This window comes from Alkalimonas sp. NCh-2, assembly GCF_039631345.1.
In the GTDB taxonomy this organism is placed as follows: domain Bacteria; phylum Pseudomonadota; class Gammaproteobacteria; order Enterobacterales; family Alteromonadaceae; genus Alkalimonas; species Alkalimonas mucilaginosa.
The window spans coordinates 91,989-113,780 of record NZ_JBDIUV010000001.1; the positions used below are offsets into that span (position 1 = coordinate 91,989).

At 46.8% G+C, this 21,792-nt stretch carries 28 protein-coding genes; 6 read left to right on the forward strand and 22 right to left on the reverse strand.

The genetic code is table 11. From position 1 onward, the window contains the following. Window positions 1-133 precede the first annotated feature (133 nt). The gene (locus ABC502_RS00505) at window positions 134-1,057 is read right to left on the reverse strand and encodes a M14 family metallocarboxypeptidase (protein ID WP_345914542.1); all 924 of its coding nucleotides are present in this window, start codon (window positions 1,055-1,057) and stop codon (window positions 134-136) included. A gap of 164 nt (window positions 1,058-1,221) precedes the next feature. Here ABC502_RS00505 and ABC502_RS00510 point away from each other — a divergent pair, with 164 nt between their 5' ends. Continuing rightward, window positions 1,222-1,614 (forward strand): glutaredoxin domain-containing protein, encoded by a 393-nt coding sequence (locus tag ABC502_RS00510; RefSeq protein ID WP_330088320.1) that lies wholly within the window; start codon window positions 1,222-1,224, stop codon window positions 1,612-1,614. A gap of 37 nt (window positions 1,615-1,651) precedes the next feature. On the opposite strand, the gene ABC502_RS00515 is transcribed toward ABC502_RS00510, so the two are convergent. Next, window positions 1,652-2,380 carry an SIMPL domain-containing protein gene (locus ABC502_RS00515; RefSeq protein WP_345914543.1) on the reverse strand — a complete coding sequence of 243 codons (729 nt, stop codon included), beginning with the start codon at window positions 2,378-2,380 and terminating at the stop codon, window positions 1,652-1,654. A 132-nt stretch (window positions 2,381-2,512) separates the two neighbouring features. Between ABC502_RS00515 and ABC502_RS00520 the strand changes: the two genes are divergently transcribed. The 5 genes from ABC502_RS00520 to ABC502_RS00540 all read left to right on the forward strand — a co-directional run bounded on the left by ABC502_RS00520 (window position 2,513) and on the right by ABC502_RS00540 (window position 6,487). After that, window positions 2,513-2,896: a VOC family protein gene (locus ABC502_RS00520; RefSeq protein ID WP_330088318.1), complete on the forward strand. Its 384-nt coding sequence runs from the start codon at window positions 2,513-2,515 to the stop codon at window positions 2,894-2,896. 183 nt (window positions 2,897-3,079) lie between these two features. After that, complete coding sequence (locus tag ABC502_RS00525) at window positions 3,080-3,583, forward strand: hypothetical protein (RefSeq protein WP_345914544.1); 504 nt, start codon at window positions 3,080-3,082, stop codon at window positions 3,581-3,583. Between the two features lie 372 nt (window positions 3,584-3,955). Continuing rightward, entirely contained in the window at window positions 3,956-4,285 is a 330-nt protein-coding gene (locus ABC502_RS00530; protein ID WP_330088317.1) for a PadR family transcriptional regulator, read from the forward strand. Window positions 4,286-4,287: 2 nt separating this feature from the next. Beyond that, window positions 4,288-5,223: a hypothetical protein gene (locus ABC502_RS00535; protein WP_345914545.1), complete on the forward strand. Its 936-nt coding sequence runs from the start codon at window positions 4,288-4,290 to the stop codon at window positions 5,221-5,223. Window positions 5,224-5,302: 79 nt separating this feature from the next. Further along, the gene (locus ABC502_RS00540) at window positions 5,303-6,487 is read left to right on the forward strand and encodes an MFS transporter (RefSeq protein ID WP_345914546.1); all 1,185 of its coding nucleotides are present in this window, start codon (window positions 5,303-5,305) and stop codon (window positions 6,485-6,487) included. A 375-nt stretch (window positions 6,488-6,862) separates the two neighbouring features. Here the strand turns inward: ABC502_RS00540 and ABC502_RS00545 are convergent, their stop codons facing one another. The 20 genes from ABC502_RS00545 to ABC502_RS00640 all read right to left on the reverse strand — a co-directional run bounded on the left by ABC502_RS00545 (window position 6,863) and on the right by ABC502_RS00640 (window position 21,690). After that, window positions 6,863-7,162, reverse strand: coding sequence for a hypothetical protein (locus ABC502_RS00545; RefSeq protein ID WP_345914547.1), 300 nt, complete (start codon window positions 7,160-7,162; stop codon window positions 6,863-6,865). Next, window positions 7,162-7,680: a hypothetical protein gene (locus ABC502_RS00550; RefSeq protein WP_345914548.1), complete on the reverse strand. Its 519-nt coding sequence runs from the start codon at window positions 7,678-7,680 to the stop codon at window positions 7,162-7,164. Before ABC502_RS00550 ends, ABC502_RS00545 begins: the two co-directional genes overlap by 1 nt. Before the next feature lie 15 nt (window positions 7,681-7,695). Continuing rightward, window positions 7,696-7,995: a hypothetical protein gene (locus ABC502_RS00555; protein WP_345914549.1), complete on the reverse strand. Its 300-nt coding sequence runs from the start codon at window positions 7,993-7,995 to the stop codon at window positions 7,696-7,698. Then, entirely contained in the window at window positions 7,995-8,291 is a 297-nt protein-coding gene (locus tag ABC502_RS00560) for a hypothetical protein (protein ID WP_345914550.1), read from the reverse strand. The genes ABC502_RS00555 and ABC502_RS00560 overlap by 1 nt, the downstream gene beginning before the upstream one ends. A gap of 69 nt (window positions 8,292-8,360) precedes the next feature. Continuing rightward, entirely contained in the window at window positions 8,361-8,663 is a 303-nt protein-coding gene (locus tag ABC502_RS00565; protein WP_345914551.1) for a hypothetical protein, read from the reverse strand. A 475-nt stretch (window positions 8,664-9,138) separates the two neighbouring features. Beyond that, a complete protein-coding gene (locus ABC502_RS00570) occupies window positions 9,139-9,573 on the reverse strand; it encodes a hypothetical protein (protein WP_345914552.1) in 435 nt (144 codons plus the stop codon). A 1-nt stretch (window position 9,574) separates the two neighbouring features. After that, a complete protein-coding gene (locus ABC502_RS00575; protein WP_345914553.1) occupies window positions 9,575-10,303 on the reverse strand; it encodes a hypothetical protein in 729 nt (242 codons plus the stop codon). A 215-nt stretch (window positions 10,304-10,518) separates the two neighbouring features. After that, window positions 10,519-10,986 carry a hypothetical protein gene (locus ABC502_RS00580; protein ID WP_345914554.1) on the reverse strand — a complete coding sequence of 156 codons (468 nt, stop codon included), beginning with the start codon at window positions 10,984-10,986 and terminating at the stop codon, window positions 10,519-10,521. Window positions 10,987-11,456: 470 nt separating this feature from the next. Continuing rightward, complete coding sequence (locus tag ABC502_RS00585) at window positions 11,457-12,068, reverse strand: hypothetical protein (protein WP_345914555.1); 612 nt, start codon at window positions 12,066-12,068, stop codon at window positions 11,457-11,459. Window positions 12,069-12,427: 359 nt separating this feature from the next. Next, window positions 12,428-12,736, reverse strand: a complete 309-nt coding sequence (locus tag ABC502_RS00590; RefSeq protein WP_345914556.1) for a hypothetical protein — start codon at window positions 12,734-12,736, stop codon at window positions 12,428-12,430. 187 nt (window positions 12,737-12,923) lie between these two features. After that, entirely contained in the window at window positions 12,924-13,226 is a 303-nt protein-coding gene (locus tag ABC502_RS00595) for a hypothetical protein (protein ID WP_345914557.1), read from the reverse strand. Then, complete coding sequence (locus tag ABC502_RS00600; RefSeq protein WP_345915118.1) at window positions 13,223-15,730, reverse strand: hemagglutinin repeat-containing protein; 2,508 nt, start codon at window positions 15,728-15,730, stop codon at window positions 13,223-13,225. The genes ABC502_RS00595 and ABC502_RS00600 overlap by 4 nt, the downstream gene beginning before the upstream one ends. Window positions 15,731-15,760: 30 nt before the next feature. Next, window positions 15,761-16,453 carry a transposase gene (locus tag ABC502_RS00605; RefSeq protein ID WP_345914558.1) on the reverse strand — a complete coding sequence of 231 codons (693 nt, stop codon included), beginning with the start codon at window positions 16,451-16,453 and terminating at the stop codon, window positions 15,761-15,763. Window positions 16,454-16,612: 159 nt separating this feature from the next. After that, window positions 16,613-17,254, reverse strand: coding sequence for a hemagglutinin repeat-containing protein (locus ABC502_RS00610; protein ID WP_345914559.1), 642 nt, complete (start codon window positions 17,252-17,254; stop codon window positions 16,613-16,615). A gap of 75 nt (window positions 17,255-17,329) precedes the next feature. Further along, on the reverse strand, window positions 17,330-17,923 hold the full coding sequence (locus ABC502_RS00615) for a hypothetical protein (RefSeq protein WP_345914560.1): 594 nt from the start codon (window positions 17,921-17,923) through the stop codon (window positions 17,330-17,332). Window positions 17,924-18,142: 219 nt separating this feature from the next. Further along, window positions 18,143-18,835, reverse strand: a complete 693-nt coding sequence (locus ABC502_RS00620) for a transposase (RefSeq protein WP_345914558.1) — start codon at window positions 18,833-18,835, stop codon at window positions 18,143-18,145. 371 nt (window positions 18,836-19,206) lie between these two features. Next, complete coding sequence (locus ABC502_RS00625) at window positions 19,207-20,109, reverse strand: hypothetical protein (protein ID WP_345914561.1); 903 nt, start codon at window positions 20,107-20,109, stop codon at window positions 19,207-19,209. Beyond that, window positions 20,109-20,654: a hypothetical protein gene (locus ABC502_RS00630; protein WP_345914562.1), complete on the reverse strand. Its 546-nt coding sequence runs from the start codon at window positions 20,652-20,654 to the stop codon at window positions 20,109-20,111. Before ABC502_RS00630 ends, ABC502_RS00625 begins: the two co-directional genes overlap by 1 nt. A 135-nt stretch (window positions 20,655-20,789) precedes the next feature. After that, entirely contained in the window at window positions 20,790-21,158 is a 369-nt protein-coding gene (locus ABC502_RS00635) for a hypothetical protein (protein WP_345914563.1), read from the reverse strand. Window positions 21,159-21,306: 148 nt separating this feature from the next. Next, entirely contained in the window at window positions 21,307-21,690 is a 384-nt protein-coding gene (locus tag ABC502_RS00640; protein WP_345914564.1) for an MAPEG family protein, read from the reverse strand. Window positions 21,691-21,792: the final 102 nt, after the last annotated feature.

Consider the following 21,792-nt stretch of genomic DNA (forward strand, 5'->3'; position numbering starts at 1 on the left):
AATCTGTGGCGTCACAAAATGCGACCACCCCTTAAGAAGTAGTTGAATTCACAGGCTTTAGCAATTTTAATGGGAAGATTGCAGCAGTACTGAATTTTTGCTAACAGTTCTGCTGCAACAGACATTGAATAGATTAACTTCTTTGCAGAAAGTCCAGCGCACCTGCAATAGCCGCCTGCTGCGCCTGAATGCAGTTTTCCGGCGTACTGCGCGGGCTGTCCGGGTAGACTTCGGTGGTGGTGACAAAAACGGCATCCGTCATGCCGGCACAAAGGCCTGCTGCTTTGGTGTCGTACAAAATAACGCCAGGCTGCACCACTGGCTCCCCAATCAAACAACCCTGCTCATCCGGCTCGGCAATATGGGTCACTTTGGCCACCGCCTCGATAACGGCTTGCTGAAAGTCAGGTGCTGGCTGCTGAGTATCAGCCACCAGATAAAAACCATCCGGGATATTCCAGTTGGTATTCACGGTACCGTCACGGGCCGCCTTGGCCGGGCGAAACTCGCTGTTGTCGCTGTCGGTGGTCTCGTGCAAGTCAATGTGCGCCAGCCAGTGGTTGCTTACCGAGTGCACATAAGCCATCGCCAGCGCCGATTCAGCCACCGGGCTATTGCTGATAAAAGAACGGTTTGGATCCAGTGCTTTGGGGTTCCAGCGGTTGATGGTTTCATAGCCCCAGGGGCTAAGGCACGGCAGGATCAGCAGGTTGAAGTGTTCGCTGTAGCCTACAGCCTGCTGCTGTATAAACGCCAAAGCACCCTGCACACCGCTGGTCTCGTAGCCATGCACCCCACCAGTCACCAGCACTGAGGGTTTGGCCGGGTCCCACACCTTGCTTTTCACCGCATACAACGGGTATTCACTGACACCCAAGGAACGGTAATCGAGCTGGCCGTAACAAACCAACTGAAAGCCGGCGGGAATGGCATCCAACTGGCTGGCAACCTGCTGCAGATAGCTGCGCTTGATGCTTTGCTGGCTTAACCACAGCGCTTTTTCCGCTTCACCCCAGGGGGTACCCACCGTGCCAATGGCATAAATCGATTCTGTCATCACGACTCACATCTGCAAAAAAAAAGCCTATGCTACACCATGATGGATGCCAGAAACAGCGTGCATCGACAGGCAGGCGGGCTTCTTCGCTGGGTTTCAACTGATAGCTATGATAAAATGCCACCCAGTGAATCGTATTCCCCTCTTAACCTACAGAGTCCTTTATGCGTGCCGTTATTCGCTTATTTTTTCGTGGTATCCGCCTGATTTTAACGCCCTTTATGCTGCTCGCTGAAAAGCTGAGTACCCCCGCAGCGATAAAGCGCGAGCCAGCTGCGCAAGCCAAGGTCGATACCGCCTGCCAACAACTGGTGATGTATCAGTTTTTGGCTTGCCCTTTTTGTATCAAGGTGCGCAAAGAAATGGCACGGCTTGGCCTTACCATCGAAAAGCGCGACGCTCAGCACAATGCCAGCCACAGGGCAGAGCTTGAACGTGGTGGTGGCCGGGTAAAAGTGCCTTGTCTGCGTATTGAAAACGAACAGGAAGAAGTGCGCTGGTTGTATGAGTCCAATGCGATTATTGCGTACTTGCAACAACAATTTGGCCAACAGTAAACCAGCGACCTTAGCGGAGATATTCTCCTGACGGAGCTTAGTTTGCCAACCGGTAAATCACATTTACCGATTGCTGAATGCGAATATGTTTTGGCAGCACCAGGCTGCTCTCTGCCATATCAGCACTGGCCCGCATCTGCACGCCATAGACACCGCTACCAGCACCAAAGCCAAAATCAGAGCTCAAATTACCCCAACTGCGGCTGCCTTCACTAATAGCAAAAACCGAGTGAAGGCCAGCCCCTTGAGCATTCGCCAGTCGCTCGGCACGCTGGCGGGCATCAGCGCCGGCTTTGGCCATCAGCTCCTGTTCCAGTTGCTCTTTCTGACTGGTTTCAAACTGGCCCTGAATGGAGAAAATATTCGGTTGTTTGAACAGGTGATCCATAATATCAATGTAATGCTCGATACTGCGAAGCTGGATGAATACCGGCTGAGTTGCTGCGTAGCCGGTAATCACACGGCTGCTGTAATCCTGATAAGTCGCTTCTTTGTTGATTTCCGCTGCTTCAATGTCGGCCAGATCCACACCTTTGCTTTGCAAGTAACTTAGCAGGCTGCGGCCTTGCTGGTACACCGCACTGGTGGCTGCATCCGCCGTTTCGGCATTGGAGCGGATCACCAGAGTAATACGGGCGGAGTCTGGCGCCACTTCCATCTGCGCAGTACCAGTCACCGTCACAAAAGGAAAGTCTGGCACCGGGCTGGCATGAGTTGCCGTGGCCATCAGACTGGCAAACAGTAAGCTTGAAAGCATTAATTTCATATTTTTATCCCAATAGTAAGGTTAACTTGCTATCCTAAAGGCTGACCGTGAATACCACCTTAACGCTAGATCATAGCAGCAGCACCTGATTGAAATTGTTACCATTGGTTAAAACAAAGCGCATGAGCCCCTATGCTAAAAGCCATTCACCATGTTGCCATTATTTGCTCAGACTACCAGCGTTCGAAAGCTTTTTACCATCAGTTGCTTAAGCTGCCCATTCTGGCAGAACATTACCGGGCCGAGCGCCACTCCTGGAAACTGGATTTGCAACTGCCCGACGGCGGCCAACTGGAGCTGTTTTCTTTTCCATCGCCACCGCCAAGACCAAACCAACCAGAAGCACAAGGGCTGCGTCACCTGGCTTTCACGGTTGAAGATGTTGCCAAAGTCAAAGCCTACCTGGAACAACATGGCGTTCTGGTCGAGCCCATTCGGATAGATCCCTACACCCATAAAGCCTTTACATTTTTTCAGGATCCGGATGGGTTGCCGCTAGAGCTTTATCAGGCCTAACGAAGTTGTTCGCACCTCAGCCGGCGATAGAGTAAACAGCCAACTGTAGCCGGTTTGCTGCTTTCTTATAACAAACGCATAAAAGCGGTGAAAATATGACATGGTGTTAAGAGTGACTGGTCGGTTTCGACCAATTTAGCTAGACTAATCACTGATAAGCGCGGATGCGTTCGGCGGAGCGAAATGAAAACACCAGTAACCAGCAAAACCATAATCTATATCGATATGGATGACACATTGTGTGATTATCAGACATCACATGATGCGGCTAAGGTTAAACAGCCTGAGATTAACTACCCCCAGAGCCAGGAAGGCTTCTTTTTAAACTTACCACCATATGAGGGCGCTGTAGACACGGTTCGTTGGCTAATTGAGCAGCCAGAACTGCAAGTGCTGCTACTGACTGCCCCTTCAGTATTAAATCCTCATTGTTATACAGAAAAAAGGGTATGGGTAGAACGCCACTTTGGCTTGGAGCATTGCCACCGGCTAATTATCAGCGCATATAAAGGACTCTCTCGCGGCGATTATCTGATTGATGACAAGACATCAGGTTTTGGCCAGGAAGACTTTCAAGGCACACTCATTCACTATGGTAGTTCTGCCTTCCCAAACTGGCCTGCCGTCAAAATGTATTTTGACAAACTAATAACAGCGACCTTGCACCCAGTGCAATACGAAAGCTAGCTTTCATGGCATCAAGTCAACATAGCGTAAGTTTTATGCGCTTTTTTGCTTTAGTAAGGTTTGAGTAAGCTGACCATAGTAAGAAATTAAGCCTTGCCATAGAACAGTTAGCAGATGCAATTGATCTTTTGCTGAATCGAAGATACCCCCCAGTCTCCGCTATTAATTTATTTAGACAGAACAATCTGAAGTTTTGACTTTTCGTTGTGTCACAAGCCTCAGAGCTTGAACCAGAATTCAGAAATATTTGAGACTCTCCAATTTTTTGTGCAAAAAAACCACAAATCACCTTGACACCGTTACTGTGTGCCACCTAGTATACAGATGCTGTGCCACATACAGTATGTGGCACACAGTAATCAGGAATCAACAATGACCTCAGCGCAACTGGACAAAATGCGGCTGGAACTGCGGCGCGGTGTGCTGGTACTGGCGGTACTCAGCTCACTGAAAGCCCCGCACTACGGCTACTCACTGCGCAAGCAACTGCAGGACGCTGGTATTGATATCGACGAAGGCACCCTCTACCCGCTAGTGCGCCGACTGGCCGATCAGGGCCTGCTGGACAGCGAATGGCGTCAGGGTGAAGGCCGGGAGCGGCGCTACTACCAACTGTCTGACGTGGGTGCTGACTTGCTGGTGCAGTTAACGCAGGAATGGCAACAACTGAACACCGCCTTAGGGCCACTATTGGAGCACTAATCATGGACTTACTGGAACGTTATCTGGCCGCCGTGCAGCAAGAGCTGCCAAAAGAGAAACAGCAGGATGTCACTCGCGAATTGAAAGCCAATATTCTCGATCAGCTGGATGCCATGCAAGAGCAAGCGCCCAGCCTGACGGATGAAGAACGAATACACAGCGTATTGAAACAGCTTGGCCCGCCGAAACAAATGGCGCATCAGTTTGCTCCGCCAACCCCCTTAATCCCAATCGGGCTGATGCCGTTATTTAGCTACACCCTGGCCATGGTGTTTGGCATTCTTTTTCTGATCCAGGTCATTCAATCCAGCCTGCTTTGGCTTGGCAACGAAAACCTTGGGCTGCTGCTGATGTTAAAGCATATGGCAGGCGGGTTTGTTCGCGATGCGACCTTTGCTTTTAGTGTGATCACCTTCGGCTTTTGGGTGATTGGGAAAGAGCAAGGCAGTGCTTGTAAGTCTGCAGCCAGCTGGGATCCTGCCAAGCTGCCTCAATTAGCGAAACCTTGGCAACAAATTGAACTAAGTGATATTTTCATCGATCTGGCGACGTATTTGTTCCTGCTGCTGCTGATTTGGTACCCGGTTTTTGGGCAGAGCCTTGCATCGGCAGAACTTAGCATCCACAGTCGTTTCTTGCTGCAGGCCTTTAGCCCTCTGCTGTTGCTGGGTATTGCACTGTGCGCATGGCAACTGAAACAGCGTTACTGGACAACAGCCCTGCTGAAATGCAACCTGGTACTCAATGCTCTGCTGGTAACAGCCATTGTTATTCTGGCATGGGCCAGCCCGTTTTACAGCAGTGTACCTGCGCAACTACCCTGGCTGACAACGGAGCAGCTGGAGCGCAGTATCACCATCACGTTACTGATTATCGCCCTCATTCCTGGCTGGGAAGTCATTCGTGACTGGCGGCGCTTGCAACAATTTGACAACTAACCAATGCGGTACAAATGGCTCAGATCACAGTACAATGCTCTGAGCCAGTTTTGACACCATTGCAGAGGCAAAACACAGGGTGATCGAATACAAATCAGCCACATTTTATCGCAGTGCCTTCGCGTTGTGTCTGGCTGCCGTTGCCGTCTTTGCCAATTTGCATCTGTTGCAACCGCTGTTACCCGAACTAAGCCGTCACTATAGCTTATCCCCACTGCAGGTAAGCTGGAGCTACACCATAGGCACTTTATGCCTTGGACTCTCCCTGCTGGTGTATGCCTCTTTATCCGATGCCTGGGGCCGTAAAAACTTGCTGCTGCTTACCTTAGCCGGCATGACATTGAGCACTTTTATGCTAACCCAGGTTGAAAGCTTTGCCAGTTTGCTGTTCTGGCGTGCCATACAGGGGTGTTTTCTCGGTGGTTTACCGGCCATGGCCATTGCCTGGATGGGTGAAGAGTACAGCAAACCAGCCTTAGTCACAGCAGTTGGCTATTACATCAGTGCCAACTCACTGGGAGGGATTTCGGGCCGTCTGCTGGCCGGCAGCCTGGCAGACGTGGGACACTGGCAATGGGTATTTTGGCCAATGACCTTGCTTGGCGTGCTTAGTTGCTATTGCATCTGGCGCTTTCTTCCCCAGGCAACACAGTTCCAACCCAAACCTTTTCGCTGGCGGCAAGCTTTGCAGGATCAGCTGTTTCACCTGCGTCAACCATTGTTATTCCTGACTTACCTGATTGGTGGCCTGAATTTTCTGGTGTTTCTCAACCAGTACACCTACATCAGTTTTGTCCTGGCAATGGAGCCTTTTCATTTAAGCAGCAGCTTCATCGGCTTACTCTTTATCACCTATCTAACCGGTACCCTGGGATCCGCCCTGTCAGCCAGGATAGCCGCCAGGCTGACTGCACCAGGGGGAATGGCTCTGGGCATTGGAGTTATGGTATCAGGCTCTTTGCTAACACTATGGCCACAATTATCGGCCATTGTAGCTGGATTCTTTATCAGCGCTTTTGGCTTTTTCCTCTGCCATGCGCTTGCCAGCAGCTGGGTGAACCAACATGCCAGCAGAGCCAAAGCCAGTGCCAGTGCGCTTTACCTGGTATTTTACTATCTCGGCGCCAGTGTTGGCGGCTTGTATCTGCAGCCATTCTGGCAGTGGGGCAACTGGCCAGGTGTGGTCGCCGGCTCTGTGCTGATGTACGCAGCTACCTTAGCGCTGTGCTTCAGTCTTTGGCGGATTAAACGGCAGCAATGCTAGCGGGTTACCACAGGCAAATAAGCAGAATCGCCCTGTCCAAAGCAGATAGTAATGACAGCCGCGCCTGATGCTAATTTTGCGCAAAATACAAACAGCTCCTGGAAGGTTAAGGTGGTTCGCCAAAAAAGTTTTGGCTAACCCTAAGATAAACCACAACCACTTTGCTGGTTTTTTCAGCAAAATGGCGATTATTTATGACAGGCTCACTTACTTGGACGGGACACCCACTTTGACACTCTGCTGCCGACGTCCAGTTAATGCTTCCACCTTCGGTTTAAAGCGCTCACCCCATTGCCATCCCGCTTCCAAGAAGAATCCGGTTGTTTTTACCCGCCCCTCAGATGTGAAAGGGTAACGGGGCAGTCAGTCTATTGCTCAATCTTTCTTCACCTCATCATCTTTAGGGATTTCATCTGGATGCTTTATATGGTGCCATGTACCAATCAGATCCATAAGTGTAATGATTACTCCCCAGGTAACAAACCCACTTGCAATTACTCTATACCAGCGTTGCTGAGGTGGCCCATAACCTTCTGAAACCCAACCAAAGTACTCATAAATTGCATCCCCGATTTCCACGCCATACCAGAAGAAATAAACAACCGCTATCAATGGAACATACATTTTTATCTGTCTTACCCAAAAGGCCTTCCAGGTAAATTTATTTATCCCCATTACTCTTCCCCCCTTTCTGTATCAGGTTTAGGCGATATATCTGGCTGAGGCACAAATGCAGGACTACCATGGAGTATAGTTTCCACTCCCTTACCGACCGACGTTGCAGCAGGTAAGGGGATTGTAGTTGTTGCCGGCGTTTGGAAATAAGGAATGGCAACAGAAGACGGCATATCCTTTAGGGAGTTTGAAATTAAACTGCTGAAATAAGTCCCGCTCCCAGCCCCGACAGCTCCCCAGAAAGCCTCCTGCTCCCACGATTTATTCTCATCATAATAAAAATTATTCGCTGCCACATTACCACCACCAGCCGTTGCGCCTAACGCAGTATTTAGCCGCCATGACGTACTTAGCAGAGGCCCAAAGGTCAATGCTGTTTGGACAGCTAACACCCTTTGCCCTGGCCGGTATTCTCCCTCTTGTACCGATTGACCTGCAACATCAAAGGCAACAGCTGTACTTAGTAAGCCCAGTGTTCCCCTTCCTCCTAACGCAGATAACGATGCGCCACCTGACATTGGAGCACCAACTGCTCAGTCTTTCTTCACCTCATCATTTTTAGGGATTTCATCTGGGTTCTTTATGTAGTGCCAAGTATTCATCGCATCAATCAAAGTTCCAAACAAACACATAGCAATGAACCCACTGGCAATCATCCGGAACCAACGCTGCTTCGACGGGCCATAACCTTCTGTTGACCAATTAAAAAAATTGCCCATCATATTACTAACTTCCACCCCGTACCAAAAAAGATATACAATCGCCACCAATGGGACATACACCTTTATCTGTCTTACCCAAAAGGCCTTCCAGGTAAATTTATTTATCTCCATTACTCTTCCCCCCTTTCTGTATCAGGTTTAGGCGATATATCTGGCTGAGGCACAAATGCAGGACTACCATGGAGTATAGTTTCCACTCCCTTACCGACCGACGTTGCAGCAGGTAAGGGGATTGTAATTGTTGCTGGCGTTTGAAAATAAGGAATGGCAACAGAAGGCGGCATATCCTTTAGGGAGTTTGAAATTAAACTGCTGAAATAAGTCCCGCTCCCAGCCCCAGCAGCCCCCCAAAGAGCACCTCGAGCAACATCTTTATTCTCATCATAATAAAAATTATTCGCTGCCACATTACCACCACCAGCCGTTGCGCCTAACGCATATAACGATGCGCCACCTGACATTGGAGTGCCAACTGCTCAATCTTTCTTCGCCTCATCATTTTTAGGGATTTCATCTGGATGTTTGATGTAGTGCCAAACAGAAATTGCATCCATCAAAGAACCAAACATGGTCATCAAGATAAAACCACTGGCAATTACTCTATACCAACGTTGCTGAGGCGGCCCATAACCTTCTGAAACCCAACCAAAGTACTCATAAATTGCATCCCCAATATCCACCCCATACCAAAAAAAATAAACAATCGCCACCAATGGGACATACACTTTTATCTGTCTTACCCAAAAGGCTCTCCATGTATACTCCCACTGCTTTTTCATTCCTTATCTCCTGACTGATTTTTATCAGCATGAACAACTTCAGGTAGCCGCTGTTTTTCCTAAAAACTGCCCAGCCTGCCAGCTTTCATTCGTAACAGAAGCTGCTGTCCAACCCAGAAAATCGCCCAAGCCACCTTCCGCTGCCCCTGCGCTTAACCCTAGTCCACTGTAGGCTGTTTTTCGCTGGCTCTAATCCTTATTTCCCCCTGTAACTGAGCGTAACTGAGTATAAGCATCCCAACCGTAAGGAGCTACCTGACCAACACTAAATTAACGGGGTCAGATCAAAATTAATCCTGCTTTAGCTTTGGCCGCCCTCGCTGTCCCATATGTTGCCGCCGCCCTGTCAAAGCCTCCACTTCTTGCTTAAATCGCTCATTAAGGTGGTTCGCCAAAAAAATTTTGGCGAACCCTAAGATAAGCCACAGCCACTTTGCTGGTTTTTTCAGCAAAATGGCGATGACTTATGACAGGATCACTTACTTGGACACTTGGACGGGACATTGGCTTGGACAAAAACACCGACCCCCATAACAATATGATTATTAATAATAATAATCCCATTAGATTCATAATTGTAAAGCTTCCCCTCTCCCCATTTAATTAAGAATACAGAGTCAAAGTCAAAAATTTCGATAGCATAATCATCAACTCTATCTACTGGAAAGGAAAATATAGGTACGTCACTTCTTTCAATGGAAAAAGCATTCTTCCCTTTAAAAACACGTGACGGATATAGACTCTCAACCTCCAAGATTTTTCCACTCCCAGAAACCCACACGCTTGTCCCATACCCAATATTCTTTACTGTTGCTGAGTCATTCATCATGATTGACTCTATCCCATACACTGGGACACTTTCATCCATGTAATAACTAAACTCATTAACAAGATTTTCAGGATTATCCATGTTAGTCTCCAAAGTCTCCCGGCTGAATGCCCACAACTTGTTTAGTCTTTGGATTAACAAAAACTCTCGTTCCCGTGACTGGATTTACAAATTTCAAACTACCATTTTCACCAGGCATTGAGTTACTTGAGAGTGCATCCAAAACATCGTCAGGCATAATATCCTTTCGACCTGATTTGAATAAACTGTTATACGCATGGGGATTAAGCGTGTAATCTGTGTCTGGAATACCATCTTCCTGCCATGCATCAAATGCTGGCCGTCGAATCTCTCTCAGCTCTGGCTGTCCAGATGCAGAATAAATTTTTTCAACATCACTACCATCCTCACTAAAATAAATACTATCACTCCAATGCCCCTCATGCACCGGTGTTTCAGTATTTACTGCAATGTCTTCACCTGCCTCAAAACCACCAACATCGCCCGGAATATCCGGTGGTGTGTTATCCAGAACTGTTGGTGTGATAGCTCCCGGTACTGGGTTCGGCAGTGCCGTTATTGCCGGCTCATCGCTTTGCTGGAAACCACCGCTGTTGGCCAGACTGCCATTCAAGAAATCATGAACAAATCCTGACACCACATGGTCTATTTCTGCCCGGCTTTCCGGCGGCAGGCTTGCCGTTAATGTGTTGCGTAAATCGGTAATGTCATTGAACGCATGATGATTTAATGAGCCTGAGTCCTTCAGTTGCTCTTCTTTGACTTTAAGTGCGATAAGCTCATTAATCACGTACTCTGTATCAATACAGCCTGACCCTGCAGACTCACGGCCCAACAGCGTATTTACGTCGTTAAACAGTGTTTCTACGTCCTGAGCAAACTGCCTTTTTGCATCGGTGGTTCACTAAGAAAGTTTTGGCGAAGCCTAAGATAGGCAACCGCCACTTTGCTGGTTATTTCAGCAAAATGGCTGGATCACATACTTGGGCACTTGGGCGGGGCAGGTTATTTTAAGTTTTCAACAAGGTCATCAACCAAATGAATGAAATTATTTATATTAAAACTGTAGCAAAACTCAAAATCAGAGTCGCTGCATGATATCTGGTAATCGTCATTAAGCTTACCTATATAAATATCTGGAATATCTCGGCCTCTAAACGCAAACCGTAACCCATGAGACACTCTATAATTATACAATTCACCAATGACAAATTCATCCATATCGTCTGAAGAATAAAAGTCTCTAATAATCTTGGCAATAGATACATAATCTCCTATGGGAACAGGCAAAATATCATTTTTTATACTTTCTAAGTTTTCTCTAAACCAAGCTAGCTCTTGTACATCATCCAGTGGGATAGATGCCAATGAAATAAACTCTCCCTGATTAACTTCAATCGAAATAGTAAAAAAATAGACTCCTGGGAACCGTTCATCACATTTATCAACCAACTGAACAGTAATATCAAGCATTCTTAGTTTCCCTTGCCTTTTATAAACTTTCTATACTGAGCATTTGTAATCTGCCTGAGGTATCAGGTGCAACATGATACCTCAGGCACCCTCAGTGAAAATAATGCTTTCCCTTCATTCTCTACCACATAAGTTTTATCTGGAGACATCAGCGGATGACCCGATCCGGCACAACCATACAGCATCATAGTAATTAAAATTATTATCCGCATTTTCATTTTCTGTTCTCTCTGATTAGGGCTTGTCGCCGCAATTGATCTTACAATCATAAGTCGAGTGCGGTGATAGGGAATTGGTTTGAGTGCCATTGGAATCGTATTTCGGATATTTATCATCCCCTAGCTTTGGTAGATTTTTTAAACCGTTGAAAATGCTATCTGGTATCGAGATGGGATCAGCACTTCCCTGGTTCAGAGAGGGAATATAGGTCTCCCGGTTTGAGGGTACGGATCACTACCAACAACCGAAGATCAAAGTCCATTCCTACGTCTTATTTCTTCCACGTCTTCTTTTAACTCATCCCTAAAGTTATCTGTAATCTCTTTTTGTCTTTCCAACCGTGCTTTTTGTGCTTCTGTGAGGGTCTCTGGATCATAATATGTATCTGTTGTAAAAGGCGTTAGAAACTCGCAACTTCCTTCTCCTTCTGAACAGTAAATCATAGATTTTATTTTCTTACTTCTTATGTTTTCTGACGAATGAATAATCACCTCAACTTGGTGAATTTTAAATTGTGTTAAAGTAATAACGAATTGATACCACTCATTCCTTCTTACACTTGGAACATCACTCCGCAAAATATCAACACTTTCTTTTATTAATTTATCGTCAGAATTCTTCCATACAACCGTGATAGATTCAGGAATAGGTCCAGGCATGGAAGCATGAGTCCTGCCTGGCGGGAATAAATTCTCCTCTGACAACCCAACTATATACCCTCCCCTTACTAACCACTCACCCCACATTCCATACTCCACATAGATTTGCTCATCACTATAATTTTTAAAAGTAATATTATGACGAGTGCTTGAGCATCCGATCAAAAACATTGAAAAAACGATAATTAGAACTATCTTATCCATTAGGATTTTCTCCTTTTGGGTGATAAACAGGCCGAGATTCACGACCCTGCCTTTGTTCCCAGAAATACCTAGAGTCGTGAATGTAATTTTCATCTAATGTTTGCTACGCACCAGTATCACCATCATATGCGGGTAATCATCCTGAAATTACCTGATGTCTAAACTCTGTGCTCTTAACCCCTCTGCTGTTTGGTTTGCGATATCTTGATGATGAACATATTGTTCTCCAATAGTTGTCTGCGGCCTTGGAAAGTCAATCGGCTGGTGAATGCCATTCGCACTCAGCAATCGGAGGCCTAGCGTCAGGTCGATGTTACCTTGCTGGCAGTCTTCGCTGTAAATATCTTATGAGCGGGGCATCATCTGAAATCAAACAAATTGTCTCTATCAGATCCTGTTTTAAACCCCATTAGCAACCCCACTTCTAACAATTTAACGGCTGCTAAACCTGATAACTTAAAAGGAAACAGCTCCAAATCGCCAACAATGCACTCGTAGGCAAGACCATACTCTCCTGCAGGCTCGATGTATTCGCTTATTTGAACCATGTCATCCGAATATGACGATGAATTATTTGGGTAATAAAGTGCAACTTCAGGTTGAGCTCTTAATTCGTTAAGAATAAAAATCAGATTTTTCTCAATCAACTCGTAATTTATTTGCTTCACGGCTTAGGATTCCCTAGAGTAATTGGAGACTCTGTCGGGTATGCTGTCACAACAAGCTCCAAAGAGCTCCCTGCTGCACGGACTTATTCACATCATAATAAAAATTATTCGCTGCCACATTACCACCACCAGCCGTTGCGCCTAACGCATATAACGATGCGCCACCTGACATTGGAGTGCCAACTGCTCAATCTTTCTTCGCCTCATCATTTTTAGGGATTTCATCTGGATGTTTGATGTAGTGCCAAACAGAAATTGCATCCATCAAAGAACCAAACATGGTCATCAAGATAAAACCACTGGCAATCATCCGGAACCAACGCTGCTTCGACGGGCCATAACCTTCTGTTGACCAATTAAAAAAATTGCCCATCATATTACTAACTTCCACCCCGTACCAAAAAAGATATACAATCGCCACCAATGGGACATACACCTTTATCTGTCTTACCCAAAAGGCTCTCCATGTATACTCCCACTGCTTTTTCATTCCTTATCTCCTGACTGATTCTTATCAGCATGAACAACTTCAGATAGTGGAATAAATGCAGGCATGTTATGGAACACTGTCTCCACATTCTTACCGACTGTAGTTGCTGCTGGTAATGTTACTGTAACAGTCGCAGGCGTCTGGAAAAAAGGTACGCTGATCTGCGGTGTCACATTTTTCATTGTGTTTGATATGTAATTCCCTAAATAAGTCCCGCTCCCAGCCCCGACAGCTCCCCAGAAAGCCCCCTGCTCCCACGATTTGTTCTCATCATAATAAAAATTATTCGCTGCCACATTACCACCACCAGCCGTTGCGCCTAACGCAGTATTGAGCCTCCATGACGTACTTAGCAGGGGCCCAAAGGTCAATGCTGTTTGGGCAGCTAACACCGTTTGCCCTGGCCGGTATTCTCCCTCTTGTACCGATTGACCTGCAACATCAAAGGCGACAGCTGTACTTAGCAAGCCCAGTGTTCCCCTTCCTCCTAACGCATATAACGATGCGCCACCTGAAATTGGAGCACCAATCAAGCTGGCCATACCCAATGTGAATTTATCCATATCATGCTCTATTTGAGAAGTTGTTCTGGTATCAACTGTATCCAGATTAAACGAGAGTCCTGTCGCCATTGCCAGACTCCCTGCTCCTCTGTAATCCCAGAAGGGCTCACGATAACTATCCTCTACCCGCTCCACCTGCTCAATAAAGCTATATCCCAAATCCTGCTGCTTGATGTACTCCTTTGCATCGTCGTTCAGCGGGATTGCACTCATGTCCTGCACTAGATAACGGGCGTTACCGTCTTCGCCAGGTGTCACGATTAACCTGCCTTCGCTTGCATCCATAAAGGCCAAAGCTTCTTGTGTTGCAATAGCGGTATCCAGAACATGGCTATTCATCCCTTCCGGGTAGCTTTCACCCTCCGGCAAGTTTAACGTATGTCGCAAGGCATCCAACATCTCCTGCTCGGTAAATAGCCCTCCACTCTCTTTAGCCAATCGTACTGCCAACTCCCGCTCGGAAGGTGTTAAGTAACGATAATCCACCTGAGCATTGCCCACATTATCGGCACGGGTGTTGCCATACTGCACGGTAGCGCTGCCAGCCAGTCCCGTTGTGCCGGTATTGCCTAATGTACCGCCCAGGGCACCATCCAGCCGGTTGGCTAACTGGTTACCAACCATGTCGGCGATGACTTCCTGAGTAGCATCGTTCACTCCACCGGTTTGCAGCGTATAGGTTTCATACACTTCGTGTCCTATGGTGCTTGCCATGTCCTTGCCGTCGCTGGCGTTGTCCACATTGACAAAGATATTACCGTACTCGTCATGCCCCTGCTCAATCACCGTCGCACCTTTGACATCTGCCAGTAAGGTACTTTGCAGCGACGTGCTGTCGGTTTCTGTTTCGGAGTAGAACAGAATATCGCTGGGGTCAATACCAAACTTACTTTGTGCCAGCTGGCCTATGGCTGCCTGTGCTGCTAAATGCTCGTCCGGGTCCTCACTTTGCAGTTGCTCCAGCAAGGCCTGACCTTCTGCGGTACGCATAAGCTCATTTTTCAGCTGCGTCATTTTATGGTTCGCATCCAGGCCATCCAGAAAGCTACTCAAACCGAGCACTTCTTTTTTATTCAGGGTGCTGTACGTGGTGACAATATCCTCACCTACATCGGTCACATTTTCTGCCACAATACCCCAGGCATCGACACTCCCCACATTGGCCACATTATCCTTCCACTGCCCCAACTGCTGCTCTGGGTTCTCCACCAGATTGCCCAAACTATCCAATGCCGTGGTGCTGGCGTACAGGGTGATGGCTTTGCTGTCGTCTTTGGTCACTTCCTGAGCGATTTGGCTGTCGCGGTTTAAATCGCTGAGGTCCTGGCCGGGGTTGTCCCTGACTGTGATGGTCCCTTCGCCCACAGTGGCACGGTTAATCTGCTCTTTATCGTGGTTGCTGTAGTGGCCGCTGGCACTGTAGTTGGCACCACTTTCCTGCTGGTTGGTGTTGGTGTTGTTGCCCTGGGTAAAACCAACATTCAGGTAATAGCTTTTTTCCTGGTCGTGGTCCTTGATATCGCTGTAGGCCAGGCTGCCGGTATCCAGCGTTAGGTTGCCCTGGTCGTTGCCATGCTCATCCAGGTTCGCTATCAATGCACCGTCTATCTGCGTATGGCCTTCGGTTCGGATGGTGACGGAGTTGGAGCCAATAATGCTGCTTTGCTCATTCACCCAGGCACTGCTGCCTTCGGTTTCACCGTAACCAGCACTGGCACCACCACTGACCCCGGCACCCACGGTAACATGACCACTGACATCCCAACGCCCACCCGTTACCTGGCTGGTGTTTTGCACGGACGCTACCGTTAAATCACCGCCGATAGCCATATCGATATCCGCAGCCGCCAGATTGCCGCCTGCAATGGTAGTGTCGTTGCCACAAATTAACGGGGTCAGATCAAAATTAATCCAAATTAACGGGGTCAGATCAAAATTAATCCTGCTTAAATTAACGGGGTCAGATCAAAATTAATCCTGCTTTAGCTTTGGCCGCCCTCGCTGTCCCATATGTTGCCGTCGCCCTGTCAAAGCCTCCACTTCTTGCTTAAATCGCTCATTCCCCAGCGCCATCCCGCTTTTTATCGTGCTTCGAATATCTGCAAGCATGGCCTCATTCTCTTCATGCCTGAACAAATCTCGATACGATTGTTGTCGCTCGCACTCTGTATCTGCCAACGCCAAATAGCTGGCATGAGGCTGGCACAATGCCGACTGTTTACCCATCGCATTAATAGCGTAACTCGACCACTGGTATTCTGCAGGGGATGCCACCATCCCTGCTCGGACTGGATTCATTTCGATATAGCGGTACACCGCCATGATATAGTGGGCTTCCTGCACCAGGCACGACTTAAAGCGACCCTCCCACAATGTGCCACTTCGACGATATCGCTGATTAAAGTACCGCACGTATTGCCGACCCAAGCTCTGCATCATCAAGCTGATGCCGCTGTTGTCTGATGCCGTACAAAGCAAGTGCACATGGTTGGTCATAAATACCCAGGCGTGCATATGTACACCAAACTCTGCCGTATACTCTTTTAACCAATGGGCATAAGCGGCAAAATCCTCATCGCTGGCAAAACAAACCTGACGGTTATTACCACGCTGAATAATATGCTCTGGCACACCGGCCAAATGCACTCGGGGAAGTCGTGCCATAACGAAACCTTTGCAATCCGATCACTAAACAGAGCTAAGTTTAGCCTATTTTATTTTGATCTGACCCCGTTAATTGACCCCGTTAATTATAACGAAACCTTTGCAATCCGATCACTAAACAGAGCTAAGCTTAGTCTATTTTATTTTGATCTGACCCCGTTAATTATTCACTGCGCTCAAACGAATATCCTGCCCGGCTACCACATCACTGCCTGATAGCAACAGGTTATTGCCCGCATTGAGCTGCACCGTATTGCCCGCACTCAGTACGCTGCCAGTCTGGCGGATGCTGTCACTGGTTAAGGCCTCTTTTTGAGTGTCGTCTCCGGCAAAGACACTCAAGGTATTGCTATCGGCGCTGATGGCAATACCTGTCCTGCTTTCACTGTGGTGGCTGTAGCTGCTGCCACGGCCCTCACCGGTGGTAACATTGATGTCCCGTCCTGCATCCAACAACAGGTTGTTGCCGGCATGCAGCTCGGAGCCCACCACATTAATATCACGGCTGGCACTCAGTGCCATCGTCTCTGTGGCTGTGAAGATACTGCCTATATACTCGGTTTGAATGGTTCGGTTTTCACTGGCCGTTTCTTTGGCGACCGATAAAAAGTTATCGCTAAAGCCCAGCGAAAGGCCATGCCGGCGGTTTTCCTGATGCAGCGCGATGGTTTCGGTATCGCCCAGAATATTGATATCCGCATCTTTCGCATCTTCATTGCCAAAACCAGCTTGTGCCACTATGGTATCGGCGTTCATCCGGCCCGCCAGCACAGTAATGTCGCTTTGTGCTAACAAGGTCATTGCGCCATCGGCATTCAGCTCGGCATGGCCCAAGGCCACTTACACAAAAGATTTTGTAGTCTCCAGCGGAACCGCTCAATTAGACGGAGAAGGATAATCGACCCATTTATAAATTTCATGGGTACTCTCTTTCTTTATCAATCTTATTAGATCCGGAATACCTACGATCGTGGTGAATCCACCATTATCATTTTTCCCATCTATAGAGTTAATTACAATAAAACCAAGTGGCAACGTGAAATAAACAACATTAACCCAATCAAGCCACACCTGCTTATCATTATATAGTCTATGTTCGTAATCAAATAAAAACCATGCTCCGACCTGGAGATCCTGTATATCCTTTTCAGTAAAATTAGGAATGCATGCAAGTGGAATACTTCCACCCTTGGCAGAAATAATATCTTTCCTTGAGCATACAAATAAATCATTCCAGCCCTGATCATGTGCAAAGTTAGAGATTAGCTCCCTTTCGTTATCCAAAAATCCGCTACTGTCAGTAGCATGGATACACTCCCACCCCTTACGCAACACAGCATCAACATTAAACTCGAATTCACTCGATATTAACTCAATCAGCTCTGAAACAACACTCTCTCCAATATCAAAAAAACCCAAACATTCCGGAATTCGTCCAACTAAATCTTTTGGATAAACGTCATAATTCATAATCAATCTCCGAATCGAATCTTTTGAACTGGGCGCTGACTACTACGATTTACATCATATACTTCTATTGTCGGACGTCCATCATCACTTGGTCTCACTGTGATTCGTGTTCCATCTGGCAGCGTTCCTGTTTTAACAATACCTTTGGGTGTCTGATATACTCCAATATAATTAACGGGGTTAATTAACGGGGTCATAATTAACGGGGTCAGATCAAAATTAATCCTGCTTTAGCTTTGGCCGCCCTCGCTGTCCCATATGTTGCCGTCGCCCTGTCAAAGCCTCCACTTCTTGCTTAAATCGCTCATTCCCCAGCGCCATCCCGCTTTTTATCGTGCTTCGAATATCTGCAAGCATGGCCTCATTCTCTTCATGCCTGAACAAATCTCGATACGATTGTTGTCGCTCGCACTCTGTATCTGCCAACGCCAAATAGCTGGCATGAGGCTGGCACAATGCCGACTGTTTACCCATCGCATTAATAGCGTAACTCGACCACTGGTATTCTGCAGGGGATGCCACCATCCCTGCTCGGACTGGATTCATTTCGATATAGCGGTACACCGCCATGATATAGTGGGCTTCCTGCACCAGGCACGACTTAAAGCGACCCTCCCACAATGTGCCACTTCGACGATATCGCTGATTAAAGTACCGCACGTATTGCCGACCCAAGCTCTGCATCATCAAGCTGATGCCGCTGTTGTCTGATGCCGTACAAAGCAAGTGCACATGGTTGGTCATAAATACCCAGGCGTGCATATGCACACCAAACTCTGCCGTATACTCTTTTAACCAATGGGCATAAGCGGCAAAATCCTCATCGCTGGCAAAACAAACCTGACGGTTATTACCACGCTGGATAATATGCTCTGGCACACCGGCCAGATGCACTCGGGGAAGTCGTGCCATAACGTAACCTTTGCAATCCGATCACTAAACAGAGCTAAGCTTAGCCTATTTTATTTTGATCTGACCCCGTTAATTAACCCCGTTAATTAATTATTATTTTGATCTGACCCCGTTAATTAACACCGCTTACCCCATAGCTTTGCCCTAAGGCGGTGGTTTCGGCTTCTTTGCTGTTGGATGAGTGCCGCCCGGGATGAGCGAGGGCGCACAGCTCATTCCGGTGTAAACGCCCGGACAGTGGACGTCCGGGCCAGTTGGCGATCATCAGGGATATGTTTACGCCGAACGTAAAAGCCGGCAACTAATGGCGAGATTACTTCTTTGGACACTTGGACGGGACAGCAGCATCATATTGGATGTTGGTTTGCTCATCAGCCAATAAATTTACTGATATAAGGCATAAAGTCAAACCTCCCATCATTACGCATCAATATATGATGACAATATTTATCAATAGCTTCGACCGGCTCAGTCAGGACCATTAAATTATCAATGTCGCCATCGCGGATGTAATAGATAACGCCATCTTGTATATGGTTCTTCACAAAGAAAATATCGCCTTCTTTACCACTTAATGTCGGACGGGTGTCAAGAAAGATCATAAGCTTGGTGTAGGGATCTGACTTGCGTTTAGGTTTGCAGCCTGGAAACCATTCATGTACCAATTCCAATTTGCTTTTCAAACGTATCTGACTTAAATAGCCATCAATCGACTGCCATGGTCTATGGATAGGGAATGGCAATAATCTGGTATAGATACCATGTGCAGCGGTTAAAGGAACATTTAATCCATCAAACCTGCTGTAATAGGCTTGGCTGATTTCAAAAGGTAAGCTCAGATGCCGCTCTTCCATAACAGTCGGCTTGCCCCATTTCCTTGTTAAATTTTGGTTTATTCGTTCAAGTTTGACCTTATATCCAATATCATCAGGATTATCTCCAATCGGGCTCCGATAAATGCCTAGAACGAAACCATTAACCTCCAGCCCGCAATGAAGAAAATAGTCATTGTCAGGATTGGTTTTATCCCAGCGCTCTGCTGGCTTGCCATAAAGAAACAGTTTTCCTTTTGATAGAATGTTACCCGTTAGTGGTTGATACTTCGCGGTATACTCAAACAACCATTCCGCCCCCTTATCGAGTGCTGTCATATAATCACCACATCGACATATTCCTATTTTTTGCTCAAGCTTCTCTATTACACGAGAAGGTAAGTCATCCAGCTTAGTTGAAAAAAAACTTGAATAATGTTCAATATCCGCCAGTGTAATCATTATCCACCATTCAGTAATTTATCAATTATAGTTTGTAATCTCTCTTGAGATTCCTCCTGCTTATCTTTCAACCAATTTCGATAATCAGGATTTAGTCCTCCTGGGACAACTTTTTCACTCGGATTCCAAGATCTATCCGTACCTTCCACTGTACATCCTTTTGAGCAGTTAGGCGATGCAGGCATAAGCTGGTAATTATCAGGATCACTCAGAACCAACCTTTTCTCATCAGGGGTCAATAGATCAAAACCTGGTAATTTCTTAATTTCATTTTTGGGAAAAATATGATCCTTATGGATCTTGGTTCCTTCAGGTAACGGTTCAATTTGGTTTGTTACCGGATTACGCCATGTATCCCCACTTTTACTAAAATAAATACTATCACTCCAATGCCCCTCATGCACCGAAGTTCCAGTATTTGATGATAACCCACCTTGCTCTGTGGTCTCAGTATTCGGTGCTATCCACTCACTTACCGGATAACCACCTACATTCCCAGGCACATCATTTGCATTAGCAATAGGCGTTGTCGTCGATGTAATCACACTATCAGGATCGTGTGGCAGGAAGCCGCCCTGTTGCCCTAACTGCTCCGTGGAAAGTATTTCATATGTGAACGATATGAACGGGACACCCCCTTGATTCTGCCCCCTTGATTCCTGAATGGGATAACAGGAAAATTACGTTAATTCAAAATCAGGAGGGTCTGAACATATAATTGCCTCTCCCCAATCTCCCAAAAGGCGATACCCTTCTGACGACAATTCAAAAGAATCAATATTCCCATAGTCTTCACTACCATCAGCATCGGTAAACAGCATGCTATTCTTTTCCAGCCATCTGACACTTTTCAAGCCTTTAAATACAATTCTGGCTTTTTTGTAACAATACTGCTCATACTGACTCGGAGGAGCGTGCTTTGGATGCTTTTCTGTTAGCACCGCATCAACTGTGAATGAAATTTCCTCTTCAGACTCGTCAATTCGGAGAACGAAGCTATCCTCAAGATAAATATTTTTGAATACACCCCATTCATAATATTTACTCATACCTTCCCTTATTAGTCATAATCTATTGGCGGATGGTTGCCGGGACTTTTTCTAGTTAATCAAGGGGTCAGAGTCTGAGGGCCCACTTGATTGCCCCCCTTGATTGCCCCCCTTGATTGCCCCCCTTGATTAACTCATCTTGATTGACTCAAAACCCGACAAACTGCCACAGCAGCAAACTAGCACTCAACAATAAAACTGCAAAGGTCAGCAGCATGCCAGTAACGCGAAAATTTAACTGCTCTTTTAGCTGGCTCACGCCCCAGGCATGCGATACTCGTGCGACCAACAAGGTAATACCTAACCCATGCACCAACCAGGCAGCACTCCCCTGTTGCTCGATAAAAAACAACAAAAGCAATGCCAGTGGCACATACTCCACAAAATTAGCATGTACCCGAATGGCTCGGCTTAACTCACTGTGCTTTCCGTCTCCCAGCGCCACCTGAAAGCGCCTGCGCAAACGGATCACTCGAATGGCCAGCACAATGAACAGCAAGACCAGTAAAGCAGCATAGAAAGGTGTAATCATGAATAGAGCTTCCTTTTGTAATGAACGACAGCCGCAGAGATCGTGATCCGACAACAGGTGCTATGGTAGTCTACGACAAAATCTTTAGGTAATCACAAAGTC

Excerpts from the sequence above, each read along its gene's own strand:
- ABC502_RS00505 (WP_345914542.1), bottom strand. The coding sequence starts at position 1,057 with ATGACAGAATCGATTTATGCCATTGGCACGGTGGGTACCCCCTGGGGT.
- ABC502_RS00510 (WP_330088320.1), top strand. The coding sequence starts at position 1,222 with ATGCGTGCCGTTATTCGCTTATTTTTTCGTGGTATCCGCCTGATTTTA.
- ABC502_RS00515 (WP_345914543.1), bottom strand. The coding sequence starts at position 2,380 with ATGAAATTAATGCTTTCAAGCTTACTGTTTGCCAGTCTGATGGCCACG.
- ABC502_RS00520 (WP_330088318.1), top strand. The coding sequence starts at position 2,513 with ATGCTAAAAGCCATTCACCATGTTGCCATTATTTGCTCAGACTACCAG.
- ABC502_RS00525 (WP_345914544.1), top strand. The coding sequence starts at position 3,080 with ATGAAAACACCAGTAACCAGCAAAACCATAATCTATATCGATATGGAT.
- ABC502_RS00530 (WP_330088317.1), top strand. The coding sequence starts at position 3,956 with ATGACCTCAGCGCAACTGGACAAAATGCGGCTGGAACTGCGGCGCGGT.
- ABC502_RS00535 (WP_345914545.1), top strand. The coding sequence starts at position 4,288 with ATGGACTTACTGGAACGTTATCTGGCCGCCGTGCAGCAAGAGCTGCCA.
- ABC502_RS00545 (WP_345914547.1), bottom strand. The coding sequence starts at position 7,162 with ATGGGGATAAATAAATTTACCTGGAAGGCCTTTTGGGTAAGACAGATA.
- ABC502_RS00550 (WP_345914548.1), bottom strand. The coding sequence starts at position 7,680 with ATGTCAGGTGGCGCATCGTTATCTGCGTTAGGAGGAAGGGGAACACTG.
- ABC502_RS00555 (WP_345914549.1), bottom strand. The coding sequence starts at position 7,995 with ATGGAGATAAATAAATTTACCTGGAAGGCCTTTTGGGTAAGACAGATA.
- ABC502_RS00565 (WP_345914551.1), bottom strand. The coding sequence starts at position 8,663 with ATGAAAAAGCAGTGGGAGTATACATGGAGAGCCTTTTGGGTAAGACAG.
- ABC502_RS00570 (WP_345914552.1), bottom strand. The coding sequence starts at position 9,573 with ATGGATAATCCTGAAAATCTTGTTAATGAGTTTAGTTATTACATGGAT.
- ABC502_RS00580 (WP_345914554.1), bottom strand. The coding sequence starts at position 10,986 with ATGCTTGATATTACTGTTCAGTTGGTTGATAAATGTGATGAACGGTTC.
- ABC502_RS00585 (WP_345914555.1), bottom strand. The coding sequence starts at position 12,068 with ATGGATAAGATAGTTCTAATTATCGTTTTTTCAATGTTTTTGATCGGA.
- ABC502_RS00595 (WP_345914557.1), bottom strand. The coding sequence starts at position 13,226 with ATGAAAAAGCAGTGGGAGTATACATGGAGAGCCTTTTGGGTAAGACAG.
- ABC502_RS00605 (WP_345914558.1), bottom strand. The coding sequence starts at position 16,453 with ATGGCACGACTTCCCCGAGTGCATTTGGCCGGTGTGCCAGAGCATATT.
- ABC502_RS00610 (WP_345914559.1), bottom strand. The coding sequence starts at position 17,254 with ATGACCTTGTTAGCACAAAGCGACATTACTGTGCTGGCGGGCCGGATG.
- ABC502_RS00615 (WP_345914560.1), bottom strand. The coding sequence starts at position 17,923 with ATGAATTATGACGTTTATCCAAAAGATTTAGTTGGACGAATTCCGGAA.
- ABC502_RS00620 (WP_345914558.1), bottom strand. The coding sequence starts at position 18,835 with ATGGCACGACTTCCCCGAGTGCATCTGGCCGGTGTGCCAGAGCATATT.
- ABC502_RS00625 (WP_345914561.1), bottom strand. The coding sequence starts at position 20,109 with ATGATTACACTGGCGGATATTGAACATTATTCAAGTTTTTTTTCAACT.
- ABC502_RS00635 (WP_345914563.1), bottom strand. The coding sequence starts at position 21,158 with ATGAGTAAATATTATGAATGGGGTGTATTCAAAAATATTTATCTTGAG.
- ABC502_RS00640 (WP_345914564.1), bottom strand. The coding sequence starts at position 21,690 with ATGATTACACCTTTCTATGCTGCTTTACTGGTCTTGCTGTTCATTGTG.